This is a genomic window from Alishewanella longhuensis (assembly GCF_014653435.1).
Lineage (GTDB): Bacteria > Pseudomonadota > Gammaproteobacteria > Enterobacterales > Alteromonadaceae > Alishewanella > Alishewanella longhuensis.
The window spans coordinates 45090-66717 of the sequence record NZ_BNAO01000001.1 but is presented as its reverse complement, the minus strand read 5'-3'; the positions used below and the strand labels follow the sequence as shown (position 1 = coordinate 66717).

General features: G+C 44.6%; 21 protein-coding genes. All 21 read right to left on the bottom strand.

Annotated features, from left to right (window positions below; all coding sequences use genetic code 11):
- Positions 1-27 precede the first annotated feature (27 nt).
- The 21 genes from glmU to mioC all read right to left on the bottom strand — a co-directional run bounded on the left by glmU (position 28) and on the right by mioC (position 21502).
- Complete coding sequence (gene glmU, locus IE163_RS00310) at positions 28-1392, bottom strand: bifunctional UDP-N-acetylglucosamine diphosphorylase/glucosamine-1-phosphate N-acetyltransferase GlmU (protein ID WP_189429133.1); 1365 nt, start codon at positions 1390-1392, stop codon at positions 28-30.
- Entirely contained in the window at positions 1383-1514 is a 132-nt protein-coding gene (locus IE163_RS17915) for a hypothetical protein (protein WP_268248604.1), read from the bottom strand. Before IE163_RS17915 ends, glmU begins: the two co-directional genes overlap by 10 nt.
- A gap of 15 nt (positions 1515-1529) precedes the next feature.
- Complete coding sequence (locus IE163_RS00305; RefSeq protein WP_189429132.1) at positions 1530-2315, bottom strand: CPBP family intramembrane glutamic endopeptidase; 786 nt, start codon at positions 2313-2315, stop codon at positions 1530-1532.
- A 225-nt stretch (positions 2316-2540) separates the two neighbouring features.
- Positions 2541-5420: an insulinase family protein gene (locus IE163_RS00300; RefSeq protein WP_189429131.1), complete on the bottom strand. Its 2880-nt coding sequence runs from the start codon at positions 5418-5420 to the stop codon at positions 2541-2543.
- Between the two features lie 124 nt (positions 5421-5544).
- Positions 5545-6468: a TraB/GumN family protein gene (locus IE163_RS00295; RefSeq protein ID WP_189429130.1), complete on the bottom strand. Its 924-nt coding sequence runs from the start codon at positions 6466-6468 to the stop codon at positions 5545-5547.
- 13 nt (positions 6469-6481) lie between these two features.
- Positions 6482-6733: a hypothetical protein gene (locus IE163_RS00290; protein WP_189429129.1), complete on the bottom strand. Its 252-nt coding sequence runs from the start codon at positions 6731-6733 to the stop codon at positions 6482-6484.
- Between the two features lie 382 nt (positions 6734-7115).
- Complete coding sequence (locus IE163_RS00285) at positions 7116-9059, bottom strand: alpha/beta hydrolase family protein (RefSeq protein WP_189429128.1); 1944 nt, start codon at positions 9057-9059, stop codon at positions 7116-7118.
- Positions 9060-9247: 188 nt separating this feature from the next.
- Positions 9248-9664 carry a F0F1 ATP synthase subunit epsilon gene (locus tag IE163_RS00280; RefSeq protein ID WP_189429127.1) on the bottom strand — a complete coding sequence of 139 codons (417 nt, stop codon included), beginning with the start codon at positions 9662-9664 and terminating at the stop codon, positions 9248-9250.
- 22 nt (positions 9665-9686) lie between these two features.
- Positions 9687-11072 carry a F0F1 ATP synthase subunit beta gene (atpD, locus tag IE163_RS00275; RefSeq protein ID WP_189429126.1) on the bottom strand — a complete coding sequence of 462 codons (1386 nt, stop codon included), beginning with the start codon at positions 11070-11072 and terminating at the stop codon, positions 9687-9689.
- Positions 11073-11104: 32 nt separating this feature from the next.
- Positions 11105-11968 carry a F0F1 ATP synthase subunit gamma gene (atpG, locus tag IE163_RS00270; RefSeq protein ID WP_189429125.1) on the bottom strand — a complete coding sequence of 288 codons (864 nt, stop codon included), beginning with the start codon at positions 11966-11968 and terminating at the stop codon, positions 11105-11107.
- Between the two features lie 53 nt (positions 11969-12021).
- The gene (atpA, locus tag IE163_RS00265; protein ID WP_189429124.1) at positions 12022-13563 is read right to left on the bottom strand and encodes a F0F1 ATP synthase subunit alpha; all 1542 of its coding nucleotides are present in this window, start codon (positions 13561-13563) and stop codon (positions 12022-12024) included.
- A gap of 13 nt (positions 13564-13576) precedes the next feature.
- Positions 13577-14110: a F0F1 ATP synthase subunit delta gene (gene atpH / locus IE163_RS00260; protein WP_189429123.1), complete on the bottom strand. Its 534-nt coding sequence runs from the start codon at positions 14108-14110 to the stop codon at positions 13577-13579.
- A gap of 12 nt (positions 14111-14122) precedes the next feature.
- Positions 14123-14593 carry a F0F1 ATP synthase subunit B gene (gene atpF / locus IE163_RS00255; RefSeq protein ID WP_189429122.1) on the bottom strand — a complete coding sequence of 157 codons (471 nt, stop codon included), beginning with the start codon at positions 14591-14593 and terminating at the stop codon, positions 14123-14125.
- Between the two features lie 52 nt (positions 14594-14645).
- Positions 14646-14885, bottom strand: coding sequence for a F0F1 ATP synthase subunit C (atpE, locus tag IE163_RS00250; RefSeq protein ID WP_189430424.1), 240 nt, complete (start codon positions 14883-14885; stop codon positions 14646-14648).
- A 70-nt stretch (positions 14886-14955) separates the two neighbouring features.
- Positions 14956-15822, bottom strand: coding sequence for a F0F1 ATP synthase subunit A (atpB, locus tag IE163_RS00245; RefSeq protein WP_189429121.1), 867 nt, complete (start codon positions 15820-15822; stop codon positions 14956-14958).
- Between the two features lie 15 nt (positions 15823-15837).
- Positions 15838-16212, bottom strand: coding sequence for an ATP synthase subunit I (locus tag IE163_RS00240; RefSeq protein ID WP_189429120.1), 375 nt, complete (start codon positions 16210-16212; stop codon positions 15838-15840).
- A 136-nt stretch (positions 16213-16348) separates the two neighbouring features.
- On the bottom strand, positions 16349-17221 hold the full coding sequence (locus IE163_RS00235) for a ParB/RepB/Spo0J family partition protein (protein ID WP_189429119.1): 873 nt from the start codon (positions 17219-17221) through the stop codon (positions 16349-16351).
- Between the two features lie 25 nt (positions 17222-17246).
- Positions 17247-18044 (bottom strand): ParA family protein, encoded by a 798-nt coding sequence (locus IE163_RS00230; protein ID WP_189429118.1) that lies wholly within the window; start codon positions 18042-18044, stop codon positions 17247-17249.
- Positions 18045-18061: 17 nt separating this feature from the next.
- Positions 18062-18688 carry a 16S rRNA (guanine(527)-N(7))-methyltransferase RsmG gene (rsmG, locus tag IE163_RS00225; RefSeq protein ID WP_229833375.1) on the bottom strand — a complete coding sequence of 209 codons (627 nt, stop codon included), beginning with the start codon at positions 18686-18688 and terminating at the stop codon, positions 18062-18064.
- Positions 18689-18697: 9 nt separating this feature from the next.
- A complete protein-coding gene (gene mnmG / locus IE163_RS00220) occupies positions 18698-20587 on the bottom strand; it encodes a tRNA uridine-5-carboxymethylaminomethyl(34) synthesis enzyme MnmG (protein ID WP_189429117.1) in 1890 nt (629 codons plus the stop codon).
- 477 nt (positions 20588-21064) lie between these two features.
- On the bottom strand, positions 21065-21502 hold the full coding sequence (gene mioC / locus IE163_RS00215; protein WP_189429116.1) for an FMN-binding protein MioC: 438 nt from the start codon (positions 21500-21502) through the stop codon (positions 21065-21067).
- Positions 21503-21628: the final 126 nt, after the last annotated feature.

Genomic DNA, 21628 nt, shown 5'->3' with positions numbered 1-21628 from the left:
ACGACTTGGTGGGGTTAATAACAACACTTATTTTTTAATTTTTACCGGCCTTTGCCAGTCTGCGATATGCCGCTGTTTAGCACGGGCAACCACCAGCTCACCATCGGCGGCATCGCGGGTAAGTACTGACCCGGCACCGACTGTGGCATTAACGCCAACCGTTACCGGCGCCACCAGGGCACTATTGGAGCCAATAAAGGCACCATCTTTAATGGTGGTAACAAATTTATTGACGCCATCGTAGTTGCAGGTAATGGTACCGGCACCGACATTCACTTTATCGCCAATCACCGCATCGCCCAGATAAGTTAAATGGTTGGCTTTGGAGCCTTTACCGAGCGTGGTTTTTTTCATCTCAACAAAGTTGCCGACGTGGCTGTCGTCCAGCATCACGCTATCTGGCCGCAGGCGGGCATAAGGGCCCACTGAACAGTTTGCGCCAACCACCGATTTTTCAATCATCGAATTAGGTTTAATTTCGGTGTTATCGCCGATAGCACAATCTTTTAAGATGCAGTTGGCACCAACAGTTACACCTTTACCCAACACCACCTTGCCTTCAAAAATAACGTTGATATCGATCATCACGTCATTGCCAACCTCGACCACACCGCGCACATCAATCCGCGCCGGATCGCGCAGGTTAGCGCCAGCCAGCATTAATTCTTCGGCTTTACGCTGCTGATAAGCGCGCTCTAAGGCGGCCAGTTGTACGCGATTATTGGCGCCTTCTACTTCCATTGGGTTTTGCGGCTGAGCTGTGGCAATGTCAACACCTTCGCTATGCGCCATGGCAATCACATCCGTTAAATAGTATTCGCCCTGGGCATTACTATTCGATAAACGACCTAGCCAGCTTTTCAGCTGTTTCCCCGGCAGCGCCATAATGCCACTGTTTACTTCCTGAATTTTCAGCTGTTCTGGCGTGGCATCTTTTTGCTCGACAATACCCACGACCTTGCCGTTTTCGCGCACAATACGGCCATACCCCGTAGGATTGGAGAGATTTACCGTTAAAATCGCCAAACCATTGATTGGTTTGGCGGCTAGTAATTGCTGTAAGGTTTCAAGGCGGGTTAACGGCACATCGCCATATAACACTAATACGGTATCATCATCAGCAATGTTCGGAATAGCCTGCGCCACCGCGTGGCCGGTACCAAGCTGCTCAGCCTGCAATACCCAATGCAGTGGCTGCTCACCCATGGCGGTTTTTAACGCTTCTGCGCCATAGCCATAGACAAGTTGAGGCTTGTCGGCGCCAAGCGCGCGGGCAGTATCAACTACATGTTGCACCATCGGTCGCTCTGCTACCTTATGCAGCACCTTGGGTAAATCCGATTTCATCCGCGTGCCTTTACCGGCAGCTAAAATCACTACATTTAATGCCATTGTGGTTTATCCGTTACTTGGTAATACCAACATTCTACCTGATTTTGTTGCAGATAAAAGGTCAGGCCTTGCTGCCATAAACTAAAGCCGCCGGTGATACCGGCGGCTTTAGTGCTATACAAGAGCGATACAAACCTTTAGCTAATGCCCAAAAATACAATCAACACACACGCAACAAAGTTATTCACCGCATGCATCGCCATGGGCACATACACCGAGCCGGTTTTTTCCCGAGCCAAACCTAACAGTACACTAAAGCAAAATAGCATGCCTAATACCAGCATTGGATATTGCCCCATATGTACCAGAGTGAACAATACTGAAGTCACAATGGTGGTGCCCCATAGCCCTAACCAACTGTTACGCCAAGCTTGGAAAAAGTACCCTCTAAATACCAATTCTTCCACTATAGGGGCTAAGAATACCATGATAAAAAACAAGCCAAGATGTTGCGTATTCTGAATAGAAGCGACAAAGTCGCCGCCATCGATTTCTGCGATATAGCTAACTAAACTGGCCAAAGCATAGTAGATAGCGAATAAACCTAACCAGGGTAAATAACGGCGAAATGCCACCTTATGCATAGCCAGAGTTTTAAACCAGGTTTGTTGTGGAAAGCTGGCAGCTTTGTATAAAACCAGCATAACAGTAATAAAAATAACAATATAAGAACCCGTTAAACCATTGGGGCTCATAATATGTGCCGTAATAAAATCGGCACCATCAGCTTGCATTAACTCTGGCTGAGTTACACCATAGTAAATGCCTGCCGCTATTGCATATAAAAAGGCAGCGCAGAAGTAGGTGACGGCTATTGCCAACAACCACGCCAAAGAACGACCAAAGCTGGTTTTAGTATGACTTGGTTCGACTTGTGCTGTTGCTACAGCAGCATCGCTTGAATTTAAAATTTCTGTACTCATAAAAGCCTTCCTTAGTTAACTATTGTTGTCTGTTAAACACCGCATTGACCTTTGATTAAAGTTAAAAATATTAACCTCACAAGATCTTTTTCGCAAACAATTTAACAATTGAATAAATGTAAATGTCGTTATGGTTTAACCTAGTGTAACGACTAGATACTGCTAACACTGGGTGGCTACCCTAGGCTTAAAATTAATTAAACTTAGGGTAACCAAAAACACTTATTAATGATCTGGGTTTAACAGCGACAAATCGGCAACAGGGGTAAAGCCGGGCAGCGGTTTAAAATCTTGCCCTTTGCCTTGACCTTGTAAGGTAATTTGTAAGGTTGCCGCTTGCGCAGAGAGCGCAGTTTGCTGATAAAACTGCTGCATGTCAGCGAGAGTCAGGGCTTGCACTGCTGCAATCAACTGCTGCTTATTGTTAAAGCTCAGGCGATTACGCAGCCAATCATTACTGGTTGCTTGAAATTCTTCTTCTAAATTTGTCGGTACACGTTGTAGCTCCAATAATTGCGCTTGCTTTAACTGGGCAAACCCCTCTTCGTTTAGTGCAGCCAATTGCGTAGCATATTGTTGTAAGAAACTGTCTACCCGTAATTGCAATTGTTGTGCAGAAAGCGCCGGACTTTGAATCACCAGCATAAAACCTGCATGCTCATTAAGCGGCATATCCATAGCTTGAACCACATAACCCAACTGCTCTTCAGTACGTAGCTGGTTAAAAAACGCCTGATGTAAGTGGCCAGACAATACTTTAGCCGCCGCTTTGCCGGCATAGTCACCCTTAGGTAGCACTTGTAACCGAAACACAGTGCTATCTGTTTGCGGGTTATTGCGCATTACTGATAGGCGCTGCCCGGGCTGAGGCTGCCAGGTTTTAAAAAGCTGATAGTCTCTATTAGCACCGGCTGTACCTGCCAAGGCTTTGGCGATAACCGTTACATCTGCTTCGTTATAGTTACCTTGCGCCAGCAGGCGTAATTGGCTTTTTGCTAAGGTTTGTTGAATGTAGCTGTTTAGCTCTTCCAATGTTACCTGCTGTGCAGCGGCAAGCACTTCAGCCAATTCAAAACGACCTGAAAATAGCGCGGCTTTTAACAACTCACCCGCCTGTTGAAACTGCATTTGTTGCTCAACAGAACGTAAACTGCGTTGCAGCAAATCCATATTTTGACTAAATTGCTGCGCGGTCAGTGGCGTAGCGATAATCTCGGCAATCTGACTGACTAAAGTAGGTTGTTTATCGGTAAAACCTGTTAACTTTACTACCAAATCATATTCATCGGCCTCTGGCTGAATTTGCATACCAGCAGCGCTGGCCTCTTGCCATAAAGCTTGATGGTTTAATAAAAAGGCCATTTGCCATAAACCGTGCATCACTGCTTCTTTTGCCGTTTGCTTAGCCGTAGGTTGATGCCACTGCATGAACAGCTGACCACGCGGCTGATCAGCAAAATGGCTGCTGCCCATTAACCAGGCTTCAACTGCATCCTGCTTGATGATTTGTGTTGGCTGGGTGAAAGCACTATGTTTTATAGCAAAGCTCTCTGGCTGAAAACGGTTAAGCGCCGGCAAGGCCAGTGGAATTAACGGTTGTTGCCAGGCACTAAGTTCTTGCTGATTAATCTCGGTTACCGAGTATTTGCCAGTAAAATACTGCAAACTCTCGGTTGCTGGCTCACGCTGGCTGATATGCCAAACAGTTAAGCGCGCTGGTACCAGTTGGCCAAGCAAGGCGTTAATGGCTGACGCATCAAACTGATCATATTGGAAGGGCGCGCTGACTACCGACTGCACCGGATAATACTGCATTGCGGCACTGAGCTGAGCTGCATAGTTAAAGCCATCGGTTTTTTCTAAGAAATTAAATTGGTTCTGTAGTGACGTGCGAATTTCCTGATAGTATTTCTCACTAACACCTTGCTCACGGATCAGCGCCAAATACTGCATTAAGATAGCGGTAATGGCCTCACGCTGCTGCATGCCCGCCTCGGTTAATACTGCTATTATTTGCAACTGACCGTAATTACCATACCATTTCGGATCATAATCTACCGCCAACACATCGAGTAACCCCATGGCTTTTAATTGCTGAGCTGGGGTACCGGGCATCTCTGAACTGAGTAAATGCGCTAAAAACTCATTCGGTTTACTGGCAAAATCGTTAATATTATTATCAACGGTAAACTCTAACGTTAGCAGTTGCATCTCACTGTTAGGAACATAATGCACTCGTTGTGGTGTGCGGTTTGCAAAGTCAAGCTGTGCTGTCGGCCTCGGTGTTTCCAGTTGCTTGTTTTCGATATCAGCAAAAAAACGCTGCGCCAATAGCTGCATTTGTGGTAACGGATCTGAACTAATTAATACCAGTTTCATCCGATTAGCCGAGTAGTAGCGTTGATAAAACGCCACTAACTCGTCATGCAGTTTGCTACCCTCTTTATCGCTTAAGCTGTCTAAATTACCAACCCAAAATTGGTTAGCCGGATGCGCGTCAAGCAGCTGAGCAGATAGTGCACGCTGCGCCCAGCCATCCTGATTTTGTAACATTGACCATTCTGAATGAACCGCATGCCGTTCTTTATCAACATAATCTGGCAGTAAGAGTGGTGCTTTAAAAAAGTCGGCAAAACGATCTAAAGCTTCCTCGTAATGGCTATGATTAATTTCAAACATATAGTTGGTTAGCTGGTTGGTAAAAGCATTAGTAGTGCCCCCGTGCTGGCGCATAAAGTTGCCGTAGCCATCAGGATCAGGATAACGCGCTGTCCCCATAAACAGCATATGCTCCAAAAAGTGCGCCAAACCTTGCTGTGATGCCGGATCATTTAACCAACCCACATCTACACTTAATGCTGCTGATGATTTTTCTGCAGTGTGATCAGATACTAAAACCACTTGTAACTGATTTGGCAAGGTTATGCTTTGGTATTGCCGGGCATCATTTGGACTAACTTGTATGCTCTGCCCCGGCTGTTGTTGTGTTTTATTGGCTGTAATGGACCCATCATTGCTACTACAACCCACTAACATTGTCGTTGAACCAAAGGCCGCTAACATCGCTAAGCTTAATGTTTTTACTAAAAATGTATTCTTTTTCATATCTGTTCCCCTAAGTATTATTAATGTGGTTTTTTAAAACGTAAATTTACTAATGGTGTACCAATGCAATGTCAGCCAACCACCAAACCAAAAGGTGCTCCAACCTAAGGTACATAAGGTTTCTTTAGTGGCTATGCGATTTAACATTGCTCTCACCCTCGCTCAGGTTAATTTGCTCGATGTGGTAGCCAGCCTTAGCGAGTAAGGCTAATAAACTGTCATCCCCAGCAAGATGGCCAACACTTACCAGCACGAATTCACGCTGTGAGTTACCAAATAGCTGTTCAATTTTCGGCAACCAGTTTTGATGACGTTGAACAAACATTGCTTGATAAACTTGCGGGTAAAGTGCTTGAGTGGGTTTAATAATCAATTCATCCAGCTTTGCTAAATCACCGCTACGCCAAGCGATAAGCGTTGCTTTAAATAGCTGCTCAAATTGGGTGATTTGGTCAAGCTGAGTGCGGATAAAATCGTCTTCGTAGCCTTCCCCTAAGCTGGCAAGCAGCTGCAGTTGAAAGACTAACTCCTCCAGATAAGCAGTTTCTTTACCATCGTCGGCGGCTTTAGCGGCAAAATAATGGTCCACGCCCATGCCAGCCATATTGGCTTGCATGGCTGCCAGTACGGTTAGTTGAATCGTAATAAAGCCAGGGCGAAATGCGTTTAGTTGTTCTATCGGTATGCCAAAACCCGCAAAATACTGACGTAACAACTGGTAAACTTCCGCAGATAATAGCTGTTCAAGCGACGTATCATCCTGATAGCGAAATGCCATTAACATTGTCTGCTGAAACTGCTTGTCTGCCGGATCTGGAATGGTGGTTTCCAAAACCAGCATATCGGTTTGCTGGTAAGCAAACTCAAATTCTACCGGTAGCGGAAAGGCAGACTCTGGTAATAAATGCGCTGTTCCGCCAAGATAAAGATAATCTTCACCTTTACTCACTTTCCATACCGCACTTTCTGCCAAGGCCGATACCGACATCAGATTTAGTGCCAGTAAAGATGCTCTCACTGAGAAGCGTAATAGCGCACGTAATTTCATTATGATCTCCCTGCTAATTAAGTATGGAAAGATCAAGATTGGTGATGCTTTGCTTCACCTGACCTTCAATATCAAGCTGCAGCTGTTGGCTATATTTCATTAGCTGATTTTGAAAATCTGATTCAAAGTCAGCAAATAGTGTCTCTGTATAAGCTTTCGCCGGTGGTACCTGATGTTCTATCAAAGTCTCCGTAGATTGCTGTGCTGCAACAACACTACTTTGTGCAATAAAGACCAGTGCTAACATTAACGTTGTAGCTTTCATTTGTTGCCTCCTGTGGCGTATTGAGTTAACGAGGCTAAGCGTAAGGTAGCAGGCAGGGTTATTCGATAACGCAGCAGTGACTTTGGCGTGATAAAGCGAAAACCTTGGTTATAACTTAGTTATAACCAGCTAAATATTTGATTAATTTTGTTTTTATTAAATTTAAGTGGCGTCACAGAAAGGGAGTTTTAATGTTTATTTCGTCGAAAAAGCAACAGCGTGAAAAATGAGGATGGCGAACAGAGGAAAATGAACGGTAGTTTAAAATTAACTCGATGCTAAACCACTCTGCATTAGTACAAGGGCACGCCTGTTGTAAAGCGGCCCCTTTTTGGAAGTAATAAAAAGGGGCTGTAACAGCCCCTGTCTAATTAAAATAACGCTAGTTTGCTACGCGGCTCTCGCCAATATACTTGTCAAAGAAGGCCAACATTTTTTGCCAGCGTTCCACGTTATTTTCTGGCTTATAAAAACCATGCCCTTCTTTTTCTTTAACCATCCACTCGAAGGGGTGATTACGTTTTTCCAGTTCGGCTCTTAAGCGATCAGCATGGATAATAGGTACCCGCTGATCTTCCTTACCGTGAATAATAAAGACCGGTGCTTTAAGCTTATCTAAATGCTTAATCGGTGATTGCGCATCAAGCCGTTCTTTATCACGGCCAACAGCCATTTCTAAATAATTAATACCAGCCTTACGCTGTGGAATATCGCCATCGGTATAAAGTAAGTTTAAATCAAAAACACCAACAAAGCCTACAGTACACTTATAAAGATCTGGCTCACGTACTGCACTCATTAAGGCCGCGTAACCACCATAGGAAGCGCCATAAGCACATACCCTATTTTTATCGACAATCCCCTGATTAACCAAATGCATTACGCCGTCAGTCATATCATCAATCATGGTGGTACCCCAATTTTGGTAGCCCAGTTGCAGAAATTCACGACCAAAACCGCCAGAACCGCGGAAGTTAGGTTGTAAAACGGCATAGCCATGCTGTGCCAACACTTTAGCATCACGATCCATCACCAAATTATCACGCACACCATGAGGTCCACCGTGAGGTAACATAATTAACGGTAGATTTTTAGCTTCTTTATCTTTAGGTAACGTAAGAATACCGTGTATCTCTAAGCCGTCGCGGCTCTTATAAAACACTGACTGAGTTTGCGCTAACTGTTCTGCTTTTAACCAAGGTGTTGAATTAAGCAAGTAATTCAATTTTCTATTTTTAAGATCGTATATATAGAACTCTACAGGGTGGTTCGCGGAACGAACAGATAGTATGGCTAAACTGTTGTCGCGGGTGCCTGATGAAATCGTTAACCGCCGCTCTGGAAAAGCAGATCTTAGCCCTTGTAGATGACTACTAAACTCTTTATCTTCAATATCAGCGAAGAAAACCTCATCATAAATATCATATTCAAAGGCGGCACCAATAATTTCACTCACCAAACCATTTCTAAAACTGACGATAGGATCCACATCTACCTTTGGATGATGGGCTATTATCTCTTCTTTACCGGTTTCAGGATTAAAAATACTGATGGCTTTAGTATTAGTTTGGGTATCACTCAAACCTAAAATACGCAGATTATCCGGCATAAAAGCCAAGGGTTGGAAGTTACCGTCGCGTTGACCATAGCGACGCAAAGTTTGCCAGTCACTACGCTCGTCTTTACGGTACATTAGCACCATTTCATTATCGTTATTTTGGTCTTCACCCACCGCGATACGCGCCACGCCATTGTTATCTGTAATCATACCTGACGAACGCATAGGTGCCCGGGCAATTTGCCGGGTGCGGCCATTATCGATATTAAGGCGCTTAATTAAGCTAAAAGACCCTAAGCGGTTTGGCGTGGCAGTAACAATCAGGACAAACTTATCGTCTTCTGGTAAGTAGTTAATAACTGTCGCCGCATCTTTTTCGGTGTCAGACCGATAACCAGTGAGCATGCGAGCATTAGTGCCATCAGCATTAACGGCAAAAATTTCTCCGGTAGGCACCGGGCTTTCTAAAGCACCGATATCTCTAACCAAAGTAATCAGCAAGCGCTCTGCATTGGCCCAGTTAATAGTGCCGATAGAATCACGCCCGGTAAAATGACGCACACTGATTATCTGGTTAGTTTTAATATCGATAACCTGTAAATAGATATTGCCTTCTTCGCCACGGGTGGTGGCAGCTAAATACTTACCAGTAGGTGAAATTTTTATCTCTAGAAACTGTGGTTGCCGCGCATAGTCTTCCAAGGTAAGACTTTGGGCCGTTACGCTAAATTGGCATAACAGCAATAGGATGCAAAATAGCAAACGCATAATATTTGTCCTGTATTGTAATTATTAGTTTTTAACTCGCTAATTAAATATAAATAGCTTTTCGAATTGAAACAAGTTGTAAACGCCATTTAACGTAAATAAAGAAAGTTAAGTTAGTATTATGACTATCCGCGCTATTCTGGGCGAAAAAAAAGCCACCCTAGGGTGGCCTTTTTAGATACGTTAACTTACTTTTTGCGCATTTTCTGAATAATACGCAGCTGGGCAATGGCCTCGGCCAATTGTGCTGCAGCTTCGGCGTAATTAAAGTCAGCGCTGGCATGCTGCATGGCTTCTTCTGCCTGTTTTTGGGCGTCTAAAGCAGCTTGCTCATCTAAGTCTTCGCCACGTACCGCAACGTCGGCTAGCACGGTAATCGCATCTGGTTGTACTTCAATTACACCACCAGCTACATATACCAAATGTTCTTCGCCAAACTGTTTAACGATACGGACCATGCCAGGTTTCAGGGTGGTCAGTAACGGGGCGTGAAAAGGTAAAATACCCAACTCGCCCTCACTGCCTGTGACCTGCACGGATTCGACAAGGCCGGAGAAGATTTTTTCTTCGGCACTTACTACATCCAGTTGCACTGTCATCGCCATGTCGCTCTCCTAAAGCCTGAACTTATAGTTTCTTCGCTTTTTCGATCGCTTCGTCGATAGAACCAACCATGTAAAACGCTTGTTCTGGCATATGGTCGTATTCACCGGCCAAAATGCCTTTAAAGCCACGGATCGTTTCTTTCAGCGGTACGTATTTGCCTGGTGAACCAGTAAATACTTCAGCAACGAAGAACGGCTGCGACAAGAAGCGCTGAATTTTACGCGCCCGGTATACGGTAGTACGGTCTTCATCAGACAGTTCGTCCATACCCAGAATGGCGATAATATCTTTCAGCTCTTTGTAACGCTGCAGTACAGTTTGTACGCCACGTGCTACTTCGTAGTGCTCTTTACCGATAACCTGTGGATCTAACTGACGAGAGGTAGAATCCAGTGGATCGATTGCCGGGTAGATACCTAAAGACGCGATATTACGGCTCAGTACTACCGTTGCATCTAAGTGCGAGAAGGTAGTGGCTGGTGACGGGTCAGTTAAGTCATCCGCAGGAACGTAAACGGCCTGGATTGACGTGATTGAGCCTGTCTTTGTTGAAGTAATACGCTCTTGCAGCACACCCATCTCTTCGGCCAGCGTTGGCTGGTAACCTACTGCTGATGGCATACGGCCCAGAAGTGCTGATACTTCAGTACCGGCTAGGGTGTAACGGTAGATGTTATCTACGAAGAACAGTACGTCACGGCCTTCATCACGGAATTTTTCCGCCATGGTTAAGCCGGTTAACGCAACGCGTAAACGGTTGCCTGGTGGCTCGTTCATCTGACCGTATACTAACGATACTTTATCCAGTACGTTAGAGTCTTTCATTTCGTGATAGAAGTCGTTACCTTCACGGGTACGCTCACCGACACCGGCGAATACAGAGTAACCGCTGTGCTCGATCGCGATGTTCCGGATCAGCTCCATCATGTTTACGGTTTTACCTACACCGGCACCACCGAACAGACCTACTTTACCACCTTTAGCGAAGGGGCAAACTAAGTCGATAACTTTAATACCGGTTTCCAACAGGGCGTTTGATGCGGCTTGATCTTCGTATGAAGGGGCGGCGCGATGGATTGACCAGCGCTCTTCTTCACCTATAGGACCAGCTTCATCAATCGGGTTACCTAATACGTCCATAATACGACCTAAAGTCGCTTTACCAACAGGTACCTGAATGGCTTTACCAGAATTTCCAACTAAGGTACCACGACGTAAACCGTCTGTAGTGCCCATTGCGATAGCACGTACTGTACCGCCACCCAGCTGCTGCTGTACTTCCAGCACCAAACCAGCCAGATCGCCGTCGGTAACGTTTAACGCGTCATAGATACCAGGTACCGCATCTTGTGGAAAATCGATATCCACAACGGCGCCAATGATTTGGACGACCTTACCTTGACTCATGATGTTTCCTCAATTTTGCAAAACTTAAAACCTTAGCCTACCGCTGCTGCACCCGCGACAATTTCGCTTAATTCTTGGGTAATAGCAGCCTGACGTGCTTTGTTGTAAACCAGCTTCAGGTCATCCATCAGGTTACCTGCGTTGTCGGTAGCTGCTTTCATCGCCACCATACGGGCGGCTTGTTCGCTGGCTAAATTCTCAACAACACCTTGATAAACCTGTGATTCCATATAACGAGTCAGTAACATATCCAAAATAGGTTGTGGATCTGGCTCGTAAATATAGTCCCAGCTGTGCTCACGCTTCGCGAGGTCTGTTTTAGGCAAAGGTAGCAATTGATCGATCACTGGCTCTTGCTTCATAGTGTTAACAAATTTGTTATACACCAGGAATAAGCGGTCAATCCGGCCTTCGTCGAATGCTTTAAGCATGACTTGCACCGAACCAATCACGTTGGCCAACCTTGGTACATCACCTGAACCTGCCTGGGCAGCAACAACTTTACCACCGAAACGCTTAAAGAAGGCAGTTGCTTTGTTACCGATAACGGCAAACTCAGCAGTAACGCCTTGGTCTTTCCAACGTTTTAGATCAACGGCAATTTTTTTAAATTCGTTGGTATTCAGGCCACCACAAAGACCACGGTCGGTAGAGATGACGATATAGCCAACCCGCTTTACCTCACGATCCGCTAAATACGGATGGCGGTATTCCAGGTTACCATTGGCAACGTTACCGATCACTTTGCGCATACCTTCAGCGTATGGGCGAGTTGCAGCCACGCGGTCTTGCGCTTTGCGCATTTTACTGACCGCAACTTTTTCCATAGCACTGGTGATCTTGCGAGTATTATTAATACTCCCAATCTTACTTTTTATCTCTTTACCACCGGCCATGACTGTATCTCCGATTTATTCAACGAATGGGGTGGCTAAGCCACCCGCATTGCTTACCAGGTCTGCGTTGCCTTGAATTTCTCAATAGCGGCTTTAAACGTAGACTCGATTTGATCGTTGTAGTTACCGGTTTTGTCGATATCAGCCATCAGCTCAGCGTGTTCAGCTTTCATGTAAGAAATTAAGCCGGCTTCAAAATCCAGGATTTTGGCTACGTCTACATCTTTCATAAAACCTTTTTCAATAGCGAAAATAGAGATACCCATTTCGGCTACTGACATTGGGCTATATTGTAACTGCTTCATCAGCTCAGTAACTTTTTGACCGTGCTCTAACTGAGCGCGGGTCGCATCGTCCAGGTCAGAAGCAAACTGCGCGAACGCTGCAAGTTCTGAGTACTGTGCTAAAGCTAAACGGATACCACCACCCAGCTTTTTGATGATTTTCGTTTGCGCTGCACCACCAACCCGCGATACCGAAATACCAGCGTTAACCGCAGGACGGATACCGGCGTTAAATAAGTCAGTTTCTAAGAAGATCTGACCATCGGTAATCGAAATTACGTTAGTGGGTACGAATGCTGATACGTCACCCGCTTGCGTTTCGATAATTGGTAAGGCCGTTAAAGAACCGGTTTTACCTGTTACCGCACCTTTAGTGTAACGCTCTACATAGTCAGCATTAACACGAGATGCACGCTCTAGTAAGCGAGAGTGTAAATAGAATACGTCACCTGGGTAAGCTTCACGGCCCGGTGGACGACGTAACAGTAACGAGATTTGACGGTAAGCAACAGCTTGCTTAGACAAATCATCGTATACGATCAGCGCATCTTCACCGTTGTCACGGAAGTATTCACCCATAGTACAACCAGAGTACGGTGCTAAGAACTGCAGAGCAGCCGCTTCAGAAGCAGAGGCGACAACCACAATAGTGTGTGCTAAAGCGCCGTGCTCTTCCAGTTTACGTACCACGTTAGCAATAGTAGAGGCCTTTTGGCCAATCGCTACGTATACGCACTTAACACCAGTACCTTTCTGATTGATGATGGCATCGATAGCCAGTGCTGTTTTACCAGTCTGACGGTCACCGATTAATAATTCCCGCTGGCCACGGCCGATTGGAATCATTGCATCAACAGATTTGTAACCGGTTTGCATTGGCTGATCTACCGATTGACGGTCGATTACACCTGGTGCAATTTTTTCAACAGGTTCATAACCTGCTGCTTCTACCGGACCTTTACCATCAATAGGTGCACCCAAGGTGTTAACCACACGACCTAACAGGCCTGGGCCTACTGGTACTTCAAGGATACGGCCAGTACTTTTAACTTTGGTGCCTTCTGTTAAGTCGGCATATGGACCCATTACTACCGCACCCACTGAGTTACGCTCTAAGTTCAGTGCGATTGCATAACGGCTGCCAGGAAGCTCAATCATTTCGCCTTGCATACAGTCTGCCAGGCCATTGATACGAATGATACCGTCAGTTACCTGAACGATAGTTCCTTCGTTACGAGCTTCACTGACCACGTCAAACTGAGCAATACGACTTTTGATCAGTTCAGATATTTCTGTGGAATTCAGTTGCATTCTCTGTTCCCCATTACGACTGCAGCGCAGTTGCTAAACGATCCAGCTTACCGCGGACCGAGCCATCAATTACCATGTCACCTGCACGGATCAGCATACCGCCTACCACGTCAGGATTAACGCTACAGTTCAATTTAACCTTGCGTTGTAAACGTTTCGAAAGTGCAGCGATCAACTTATCTTGTTGTGCAGCATTCAGTACTGAAGCAGAAGTCACATCAACGGTAACTTCTTTTTCATACTCGGCTTTATGCTCAACAAAGGTCGCTAACACTTCTGGCAACGCCAACAAGCGGTGATTTTCTGCCATTACTTTAATAAAGTTTTGGCCATGTGCATTAAGTTGCTCACCACATACCTGGATAAAAAGGTTGGCTTGCTCTTCAGCAATACCTGTAGTTCGAAGTAGCGCTGCTACCTGGTCGTTTTTCGCAACCTCGGCAGCAAACACTAACATCTCTAGCCAAGTTGCCAAGGCATTTTGCTCAACAGCAAAATCAAAGGCGGCTTTGGCATATGGACGAGCAATATTCGTCAAATCAGACATAGCTCATCCTCTTTACAGTTCTTGTACCAGTTTTTCCAGAATGTCTGCATGCGCAGCTTCATCAATTGAACGTTGCAGGATCTTCTCTGCACCGGCAATCGCCAGAGCAGCAACCTGTTTGCGTAAATCTTCACGTAAACGGTTACGCTCAGCTTCAACCTCGGCTTTTGCTTGTGCCAAAATAACATCACGTTCGGCATTCGCTTTCGCAACGGCTTCGTCAATCAACTTAGCTTCGCGCTTACGCGCTTGGTCAATGATTTCTGCGGCTTTCGCTTTGGCATCTTTTAGCTGATCTTTAGCTTTGTCCTGCGCTAACATCAGGTCTTTTTCAGCTCTGTCTGAAGCCGATAAACCATCCGCGATTTTCTTTTGACGCGCTTCAATCGCGTTCATCAGCGGTGGCCAAATGTACTTCATACAGAACAGCACGAAGACTGCAAATGCAATCATCTGTCCAATTATAGTCAGAGTCAGATTCACGTCCGCTCCTCCTTAGTTAAGTTAGTTCTTGGTTTAGCTAAACGTCAGAGAATTAACTAACGAACAGGATGTACATTGCAATACCAACCGCGATCATAGAGATCGCATCGATCAGACCTGCAAGGATGAACATTTTAACTTGTAAAGATGGGGCTAATTCTGGCTGACGAGCACAAGATTCTAAGAACTTACCACCCATGTTAGCGAAACCCAGTGCAGTACCGATAGCACCGAAACCAATCAACAGGGCAACAGCGATCAGTTTTACCGCTTCTACAACTGCTTCTGGCATAGTTAAGATATTTTCCATGTTTTACTCCGATAGTTTAAAGTTAAAGTTAAGTTAAAAATAAAGCTAAAAATTAATGGTTATCTGCGCTGGCCATGCTCAGGTAAACAATGGTCAACATCATAAACACGAACGCCTGTAACACGATAACCAGGATATGGAATACTGCCCAGATAAAGTGTAAAGGCAATTGTAACAAGCCAATAATACCGATCAGGATAAAGATCATCTCACCAGCATACAGGTTTCCGTACAATCGTAGTGCCAGCGAGAACGGTTTAGTGATCAATGCTAACACTTCAAGTAACAAGTTGAACGGCACTAACAGCGCCTGCACAAAGACATTTTTGGTGTGGAAAGGGTGCAGGGTCAGTTCTTTGATAAAACCTACTACGCCTTTAATTTTAATTGAGTACCCGATCATCAATACAAAGACGCCTAAGGCTAGCGCCACAGTGGTATTGATATCGGTGGTAGGTACGATCTTCATATAAACATCATGTGAGTCCATACCAAAGAAGGTGGCGCCAACCCAGCCAGCAAATGCAGGTAGCACGTCAACCGGTACCAAATCCATCAGGTTCATTAAGAAAACCCAGACAAAGATGGTCAGTGCCAGTGGCGCAATTAGTTTGCTTTTCCCATGGAAGGTACTTTTCACGTTGCTTTCAACAAATTCAATCAGTATTTCCACGAAACACTGAAATTTGCCTGGAACAGCAAGTTGATCAGAGCTGGCTTTTACCGCAGCTTTGCGGAATAACCATAAGAAAAGAATACCTAAGCCGATAGACCAAGCTAAGGAGTCGATATGTAATACCCAGAAACCAGCCTCGCTACATGCTTTATTAAATGCGACACTGCCATCGACAGTACACATTTTTGCATTAGTAAGGTGGTGCTGAATATGACTTGAAACGGTAAGTTCACCTGCAGCCATGTTTCATCCCAATAATCAATGTTTAAAGAAAATTGCTGTTGACCATTGTGCCAGTAATGTCAGGATAAAACCGAGCATCAGAGGACCTGCCGCGATTTCCTGTTGCATAACTACTGCGAACAACACTATGGTCAAAATTATTTTCAACGAATGACCGCGCATCATCGCCGTCTTCGCTTGTTCTACGCTGCCACGACCTAAGGTCCAAAAAGCGATCAGCGCAAACACAAAATTTGGTACTGCTGCAATAAGCCCGCCTTTAAAGGCAGATTTTGCCGCTAATTCATCACTGGTAACGGCAAAATATAATGCGGTTAAAGCAGCAACGACAACCTGAAAAGCGACCAATTTGTAGGCTGAAATTCGAACCTGTCGCGGATTCGGTTGCATTACATCTCCACTTTCAGTCAATGCCTACAAACTTAGGCAAAAAAACAGCCGCAAGTATACTTAACCTGCCTTCTTTTGCAACAAAAAGCGGTTGCAACTATAGTCTTGTAGCTGATTTGAAAACAGAAATCTCCGCTTAGTTTTCACCTAGCTGCAATTTGTCTAAAATACCATCCAGTTCGCTTAGGCTGCTGTAGTTTATGACTAAACTGCCTTTACCTTTTTTGTTGTAATCAATATGTACTTGAGCAGCAAAATGCTCAGCTAAGCGTTGTTCTAACGCAGCAACATCTGGGTCTTTTTGTTTTTCTGATTTTTGCGGTGCTGGCTCAAGAATTTTTCTTACCAGATTTTCGGTATCACGCACGGTTAATTGTTTTGCTGCTACTAACCTGGCGGCGTCCGATTGGCTATTACCCTCGAGTGCTAACAAGGCGCGGGCATGGCCCATTTCAATATCGCCATGTTCCAACAACAGTTTTACATCATCATTTAATTGATTAAGGCGCAGTAAATTGCTGACACTAGCCCGCGATTTACCCACCGCATCAGCCACTTGCTGATGTGTTAACTCAAATTCTGATAATAAGCGCTGCAAAGCAACGGCTTCTTCCATGGCGTTTAAATCTTCGCGCTGAATATTTTCAATTAAGGCGATAGCAACAGCGGCTTCGTCTGGTACATTTTTGATTAAACACGGCACTTCTGCCAGCTGCGCTATTTGTGCAGCGCGCCAACGACGTTCGCCGGCAATAATCTCATAGCTATCTTCAGCCAGTGAACGAACGACTATTGGTTGAATAACACCTTGTGCTTTAATAGAACTCGCCAAATCTTCCAGCGCATCTTGCGACATATCTTTGCGTGGCTGATACTTACCAGGTCTTAAAAATTCTACAGGGATCGTCTGTAACTCTGACAATGGTAAAGCAGAAGCTGAGTTAGCGGGTTTGCTGGCGGTAAGCAGAGCATCAAGCCCTCTACCTAAGCCACGTTTTTTTAAAGACATGCTCGATCGAATTCCTTAATTTGTATTATTGGGCTAAGGTACTACTGTTACTCGCTTTTTTTTCTGAGCGTCGCAACATTTCACCAGCTAAAGCTAAATAAGCTTTGGCTCCGCTTGAGCTCTTATCATAATACATCACAGGTGTTCCAAAACTTGGAGCTTCAGCTAAGCGAACATTGCGAGGGATTACGGCACGGTAGACTTTATCGCCAAAATGCTGTTTTAATTGATCAGATACGTCATTAGCCAATCGATTGCGTGGATCGTACATAGTACGTAGCACCCCTTCGATCTTAAGATCCGCGTTTACCACTGCTGCTAATTTATTAATAGTATCAACCAGTGCAGTTAAGCCTTCTAAAGCAAAATATTCACACTGCATCGGCACTAATACACTGTCTGCAGCAGCCATAGCATTTACTGTTAGCATATTGAGTGAAGGAGGGCAGTCAATAAAAATAAAATCGTAGCTACTTTTGTAAGCTTTCAGGGCATTACGCAGACGGAGTTCCCGGGCAAATACATCCATTAAACGCACTTCGGCGGCAGTAACGTCAGAGTTTGCCCCAATTAAATGGTAGCCACCGGTGGTTTCTTTAACCACTACTTCAGATAGCGGCTTTTCATCAATTAATAACTCATAAGCGCTAGCAGCTAACTCGTATTTATCTACGCCACTGCCCATAGTAGCATTGCCTTGTGGATCCAGATCAATAAGCAACACTTTGCGTTTGGTTGCCGCCATAGAGGCTGCTAAATTCACCGCTGTGGTTGTTTTACCCACGCCGCCTTTTTGGTTAGCTATTGCGATGATTTTACCCACGTGATCCCTCTTGATGATTAAACTTTTGCCAGTATAACCAGATGTCGCTGGGCATCCAGCTCTGGTACCTGTAAGTTTTTAATAGCCATTACTTTAACAAAATCCGGCAAAGCTGCAATTTCTTCTTGCACTGCAGCCCCTTTCATGGCGAAAAACTGGCCATTTACCGCTGGTAAATGCTTACACCATGCAAGCATATCATTAAGAGACGCAAAAGCCCGACTTATTACACCATCATAGCCTTGTTCAGGTTGGTGATCTTCAACCCGGCTTTGCAGTGGAGTCACATTTTGCAGGTTTAATTGTAATTTAACCTGATTTAAAAAGCGGATCCTCTTACCCAGGCTATCGAGTAAGGTAAAGTGTTTGTCTGGGTAATAGATCGCCAACAATATGCCAGGCAAACCTGGCCCGGTACCGACATCGATAAAATTGTTACCCGTGAGATGTGGTGCTACCACCAAGCTATCCAGTACATGCTTCATTAGCATTTCCTTTGGATCGCGCACTGAAGTTAGGTTATAAGCGCTATTCCATTTGTCTAATAATGAGACATAGGCTATGCATTGTTTTAGCTGGGTTTCAGATAGTTCTAAAGACGTTTGCGCGACAAGATCGCGCAAACGGGATAACAAATCAAGCATAAGGGTCCTTTAAGCGCTTTTTCGCAGCAAACCTTGTTTTTTCAGATAAACCAGCAATAAGGATATCGCAGCCGGCGTAATACCGGAGATCCTGGATGCTTGACCAACAGTTTCCGGCTGGGTTTGATTTAATTTCAACACAACTTCATTGGATAAACCTTTCACTTGGCTGTAATCGAAGCTGGCAGGTAATTTGCTGGCTTCATTGCGTTGTTGTTTAGCAATTTCATCTTGTTGTCGGTTAATGTAGCCTTCGTACTTAATTTGGATCTCAACTTGTTCAGCAGCTATAGGATCGGTTAAACCAGGCCCTAAATCGCTAATTTGCAATAATTGCTGGTAAGTCATTTCTGGCCGGCGAATTAGTTCTTCCAAGCTGGCTTCACGGCTTAACGGTGTTTTTAGTAATAAATTTACTTCGTGTAATGCGCTATGCTGTGGATGGATCCAACTTTGCCTTAAGCGTTGCCGTTCTAGTTCAATTTGTTCCATTTTTTCATTAAATGCTGCCCAGCGGATATCATCAACTAAACCAAACTCGCGGCCTTTAGCCGTTAAGCGGGCATCAGCGTTATCTTCACGCAGCATTAGCCGATATTCAGCACGGCTGGTAAACATACGATAAGGCTCTTTGGTACCTAAGGTGGTGAGATCATCAACTAATACACCTAAGTAGGCTTGATCCCGACTCGGTGACCAGCCTGCTAGATCTTGAGCGTACAATGCGGCATTTAATCCTGCCAATAAGCCTTGAGCACCGGCTTCTTCGTAACCGGTAGTGCCGTTGATCTGGCCAGCAAAAAATAGGCCTTTAATAAACTTGGTTTCAAGCGTTGCTTTTAGATCGCGTGGATCGAAGAAATCATATTCTATGGCATAGCCTGGTCGTGTGATGTAAGCGTTTTCCATTCCTTTTATTGAGCGAACAATACTTAACTGTACGTCAAAGGGCAGGCTGGTGGAGATGCCATTTGGGTAAAGCTCATGTGTCGTTAAGCCTTCGGGTTCGATAAAGATCTGGTGTTTATCTTTATCAGCAAAACGCATGACTTTATCTTCAATAGACGGGCAATAACGTGGGCCAATACCTTCAATTACCCCTGTGTACATAGGTGAGCGATCCAGATTGCTGCGGATCACATCATGGGTTTGTTCATTGGTATAGGTAATAAAACAGGGGATCTGAGTAGGATGATCGCTCTGTTTGCCTAAAAACGAAAATACTGGTGTTGGTGTATCACCAGGCTGTGCTTGCATAACGGAAAAATCAACCGTTCTGGCGTCGATCCGGGGAGGCGTACCTGTTTTTAAGCGATCTACTCTAAATGGTAATTCGCGTAAACGTTTCGCCAAAGCAATAGATGGCGGGTCGCCTGCTCTACCACCAGAAAATTGTTCTAAACCAATATGGATTTGACCACCCAAAAAGGTTCCGACAGTAAGCACGACGCTTTTACTGCGGAATTTTAAGCCCATTTGGGTTACTACACCTTTCACCTGATCCTGTTCGACGATGATATCATCACAGGCTTGTTGAAAAATTTTAAGGTTTGGCTGGTTTTCTAGAATATGTCGAATGGCAGCACGATAAAGTTGCCGATCGGCTTGCGCCCTTGTGGCTCTAACTGCCGGGCCTTTAGAGCTGTTTAGCGTGCGAAATTGAATACCGCCTTTATCAGCAGCTATTGCCATAGCGCCACCAAGAGCATCGATTTCTTTAACTAAATGGCCTTTGCCAATACCACCAATAGCGGGGTTACACGACATCTGACCGAGGGTTTCAATGTTATGCGTTAGTAATAGGGTATTTTGTCCAGCACGGGCAGCAGCTAGAGCAGCTTCCGTTCCAGCATGACCACCGCCTACTACGATCACATCAAAAGTTTCTTGAAACAGCATTATTGCCTCGAATCAGTTAGCAAGTTTAAACAGGGTGCATATTGTAGCTTGATCTGACCACGAGTGAAATGCCTAAGTCTGATCAGGATCCTGCTTAATATATATAGGATCTTTTTAAGATCTTTTCTGTTATTACTTCTATTACTGAGGCTGTTTTGCGTGGATAAGTTGTTTTTATAAAAGAGGATCAAGCAATTAGAGTAGATCAGATCCTGTGATCAAGCTTGGATCTGATCGCTTTAAAGCGGTGCGTAAGATCCACAGTTATACACAGACTCCTTAGAATATTTTTTTATAAATTGGATAAATACAGCTTAATCACCGGTAAAAGCTATTGTTATACACAAATCGTTTAGTAAAGATGGGATATTGTGGGTAAGGTGAGGATAACAAGATCATAAGATCCTGCGAGTCATTGTAATTATGGGTTTGCCGGATCCAGTAACAGGATCCGGCTTAAAGTTATCCCGATCTGGATCAGGATAAACTGTGTATAAGTTTCGGTAACCATGCTAACGCTAGATCTTCAGGTAAATCTGCTGCTAGCACATCAATATCTAAGCCAGGAAGTAAGGTTTTTGCTCCCTTTTTCTGTAGTAACTCGGCTATTTTTTTACCTGCAAGACAAAAAGTATCGTAACTGGAGTCACCTAAAGTGATCACGGCGTAAGAAAGTGTGGTAAGATAGCCTTGATCTTGTGCTAATTGATCCGCAAAGGGTTGAATATTATCAGGCAGATCTCCTGCGCCATAGGTGGATGTAATCACTAACCAGATATTATGCTGGTTTAGCTGATTGAGTTTGGGTTTCAGATGAATGTTAACTTCATAACCCGCTTGTACCAGTGCTTCAGCAACTTGTTCTGCCACATATTCCGCTGCGCCCATTTGGCTGCCGACGAGGATTTCGATCATTTTTGCCTCTCGCTTGTTAAATGATTGGCTATACTACTGGAATAAAATTGAGTAAGGCTATCGATACTTGCTCGATTTCGCGTTTTTACTGCTTTGCAGGCAAAGTAAAAGCGACAATTGCACTAC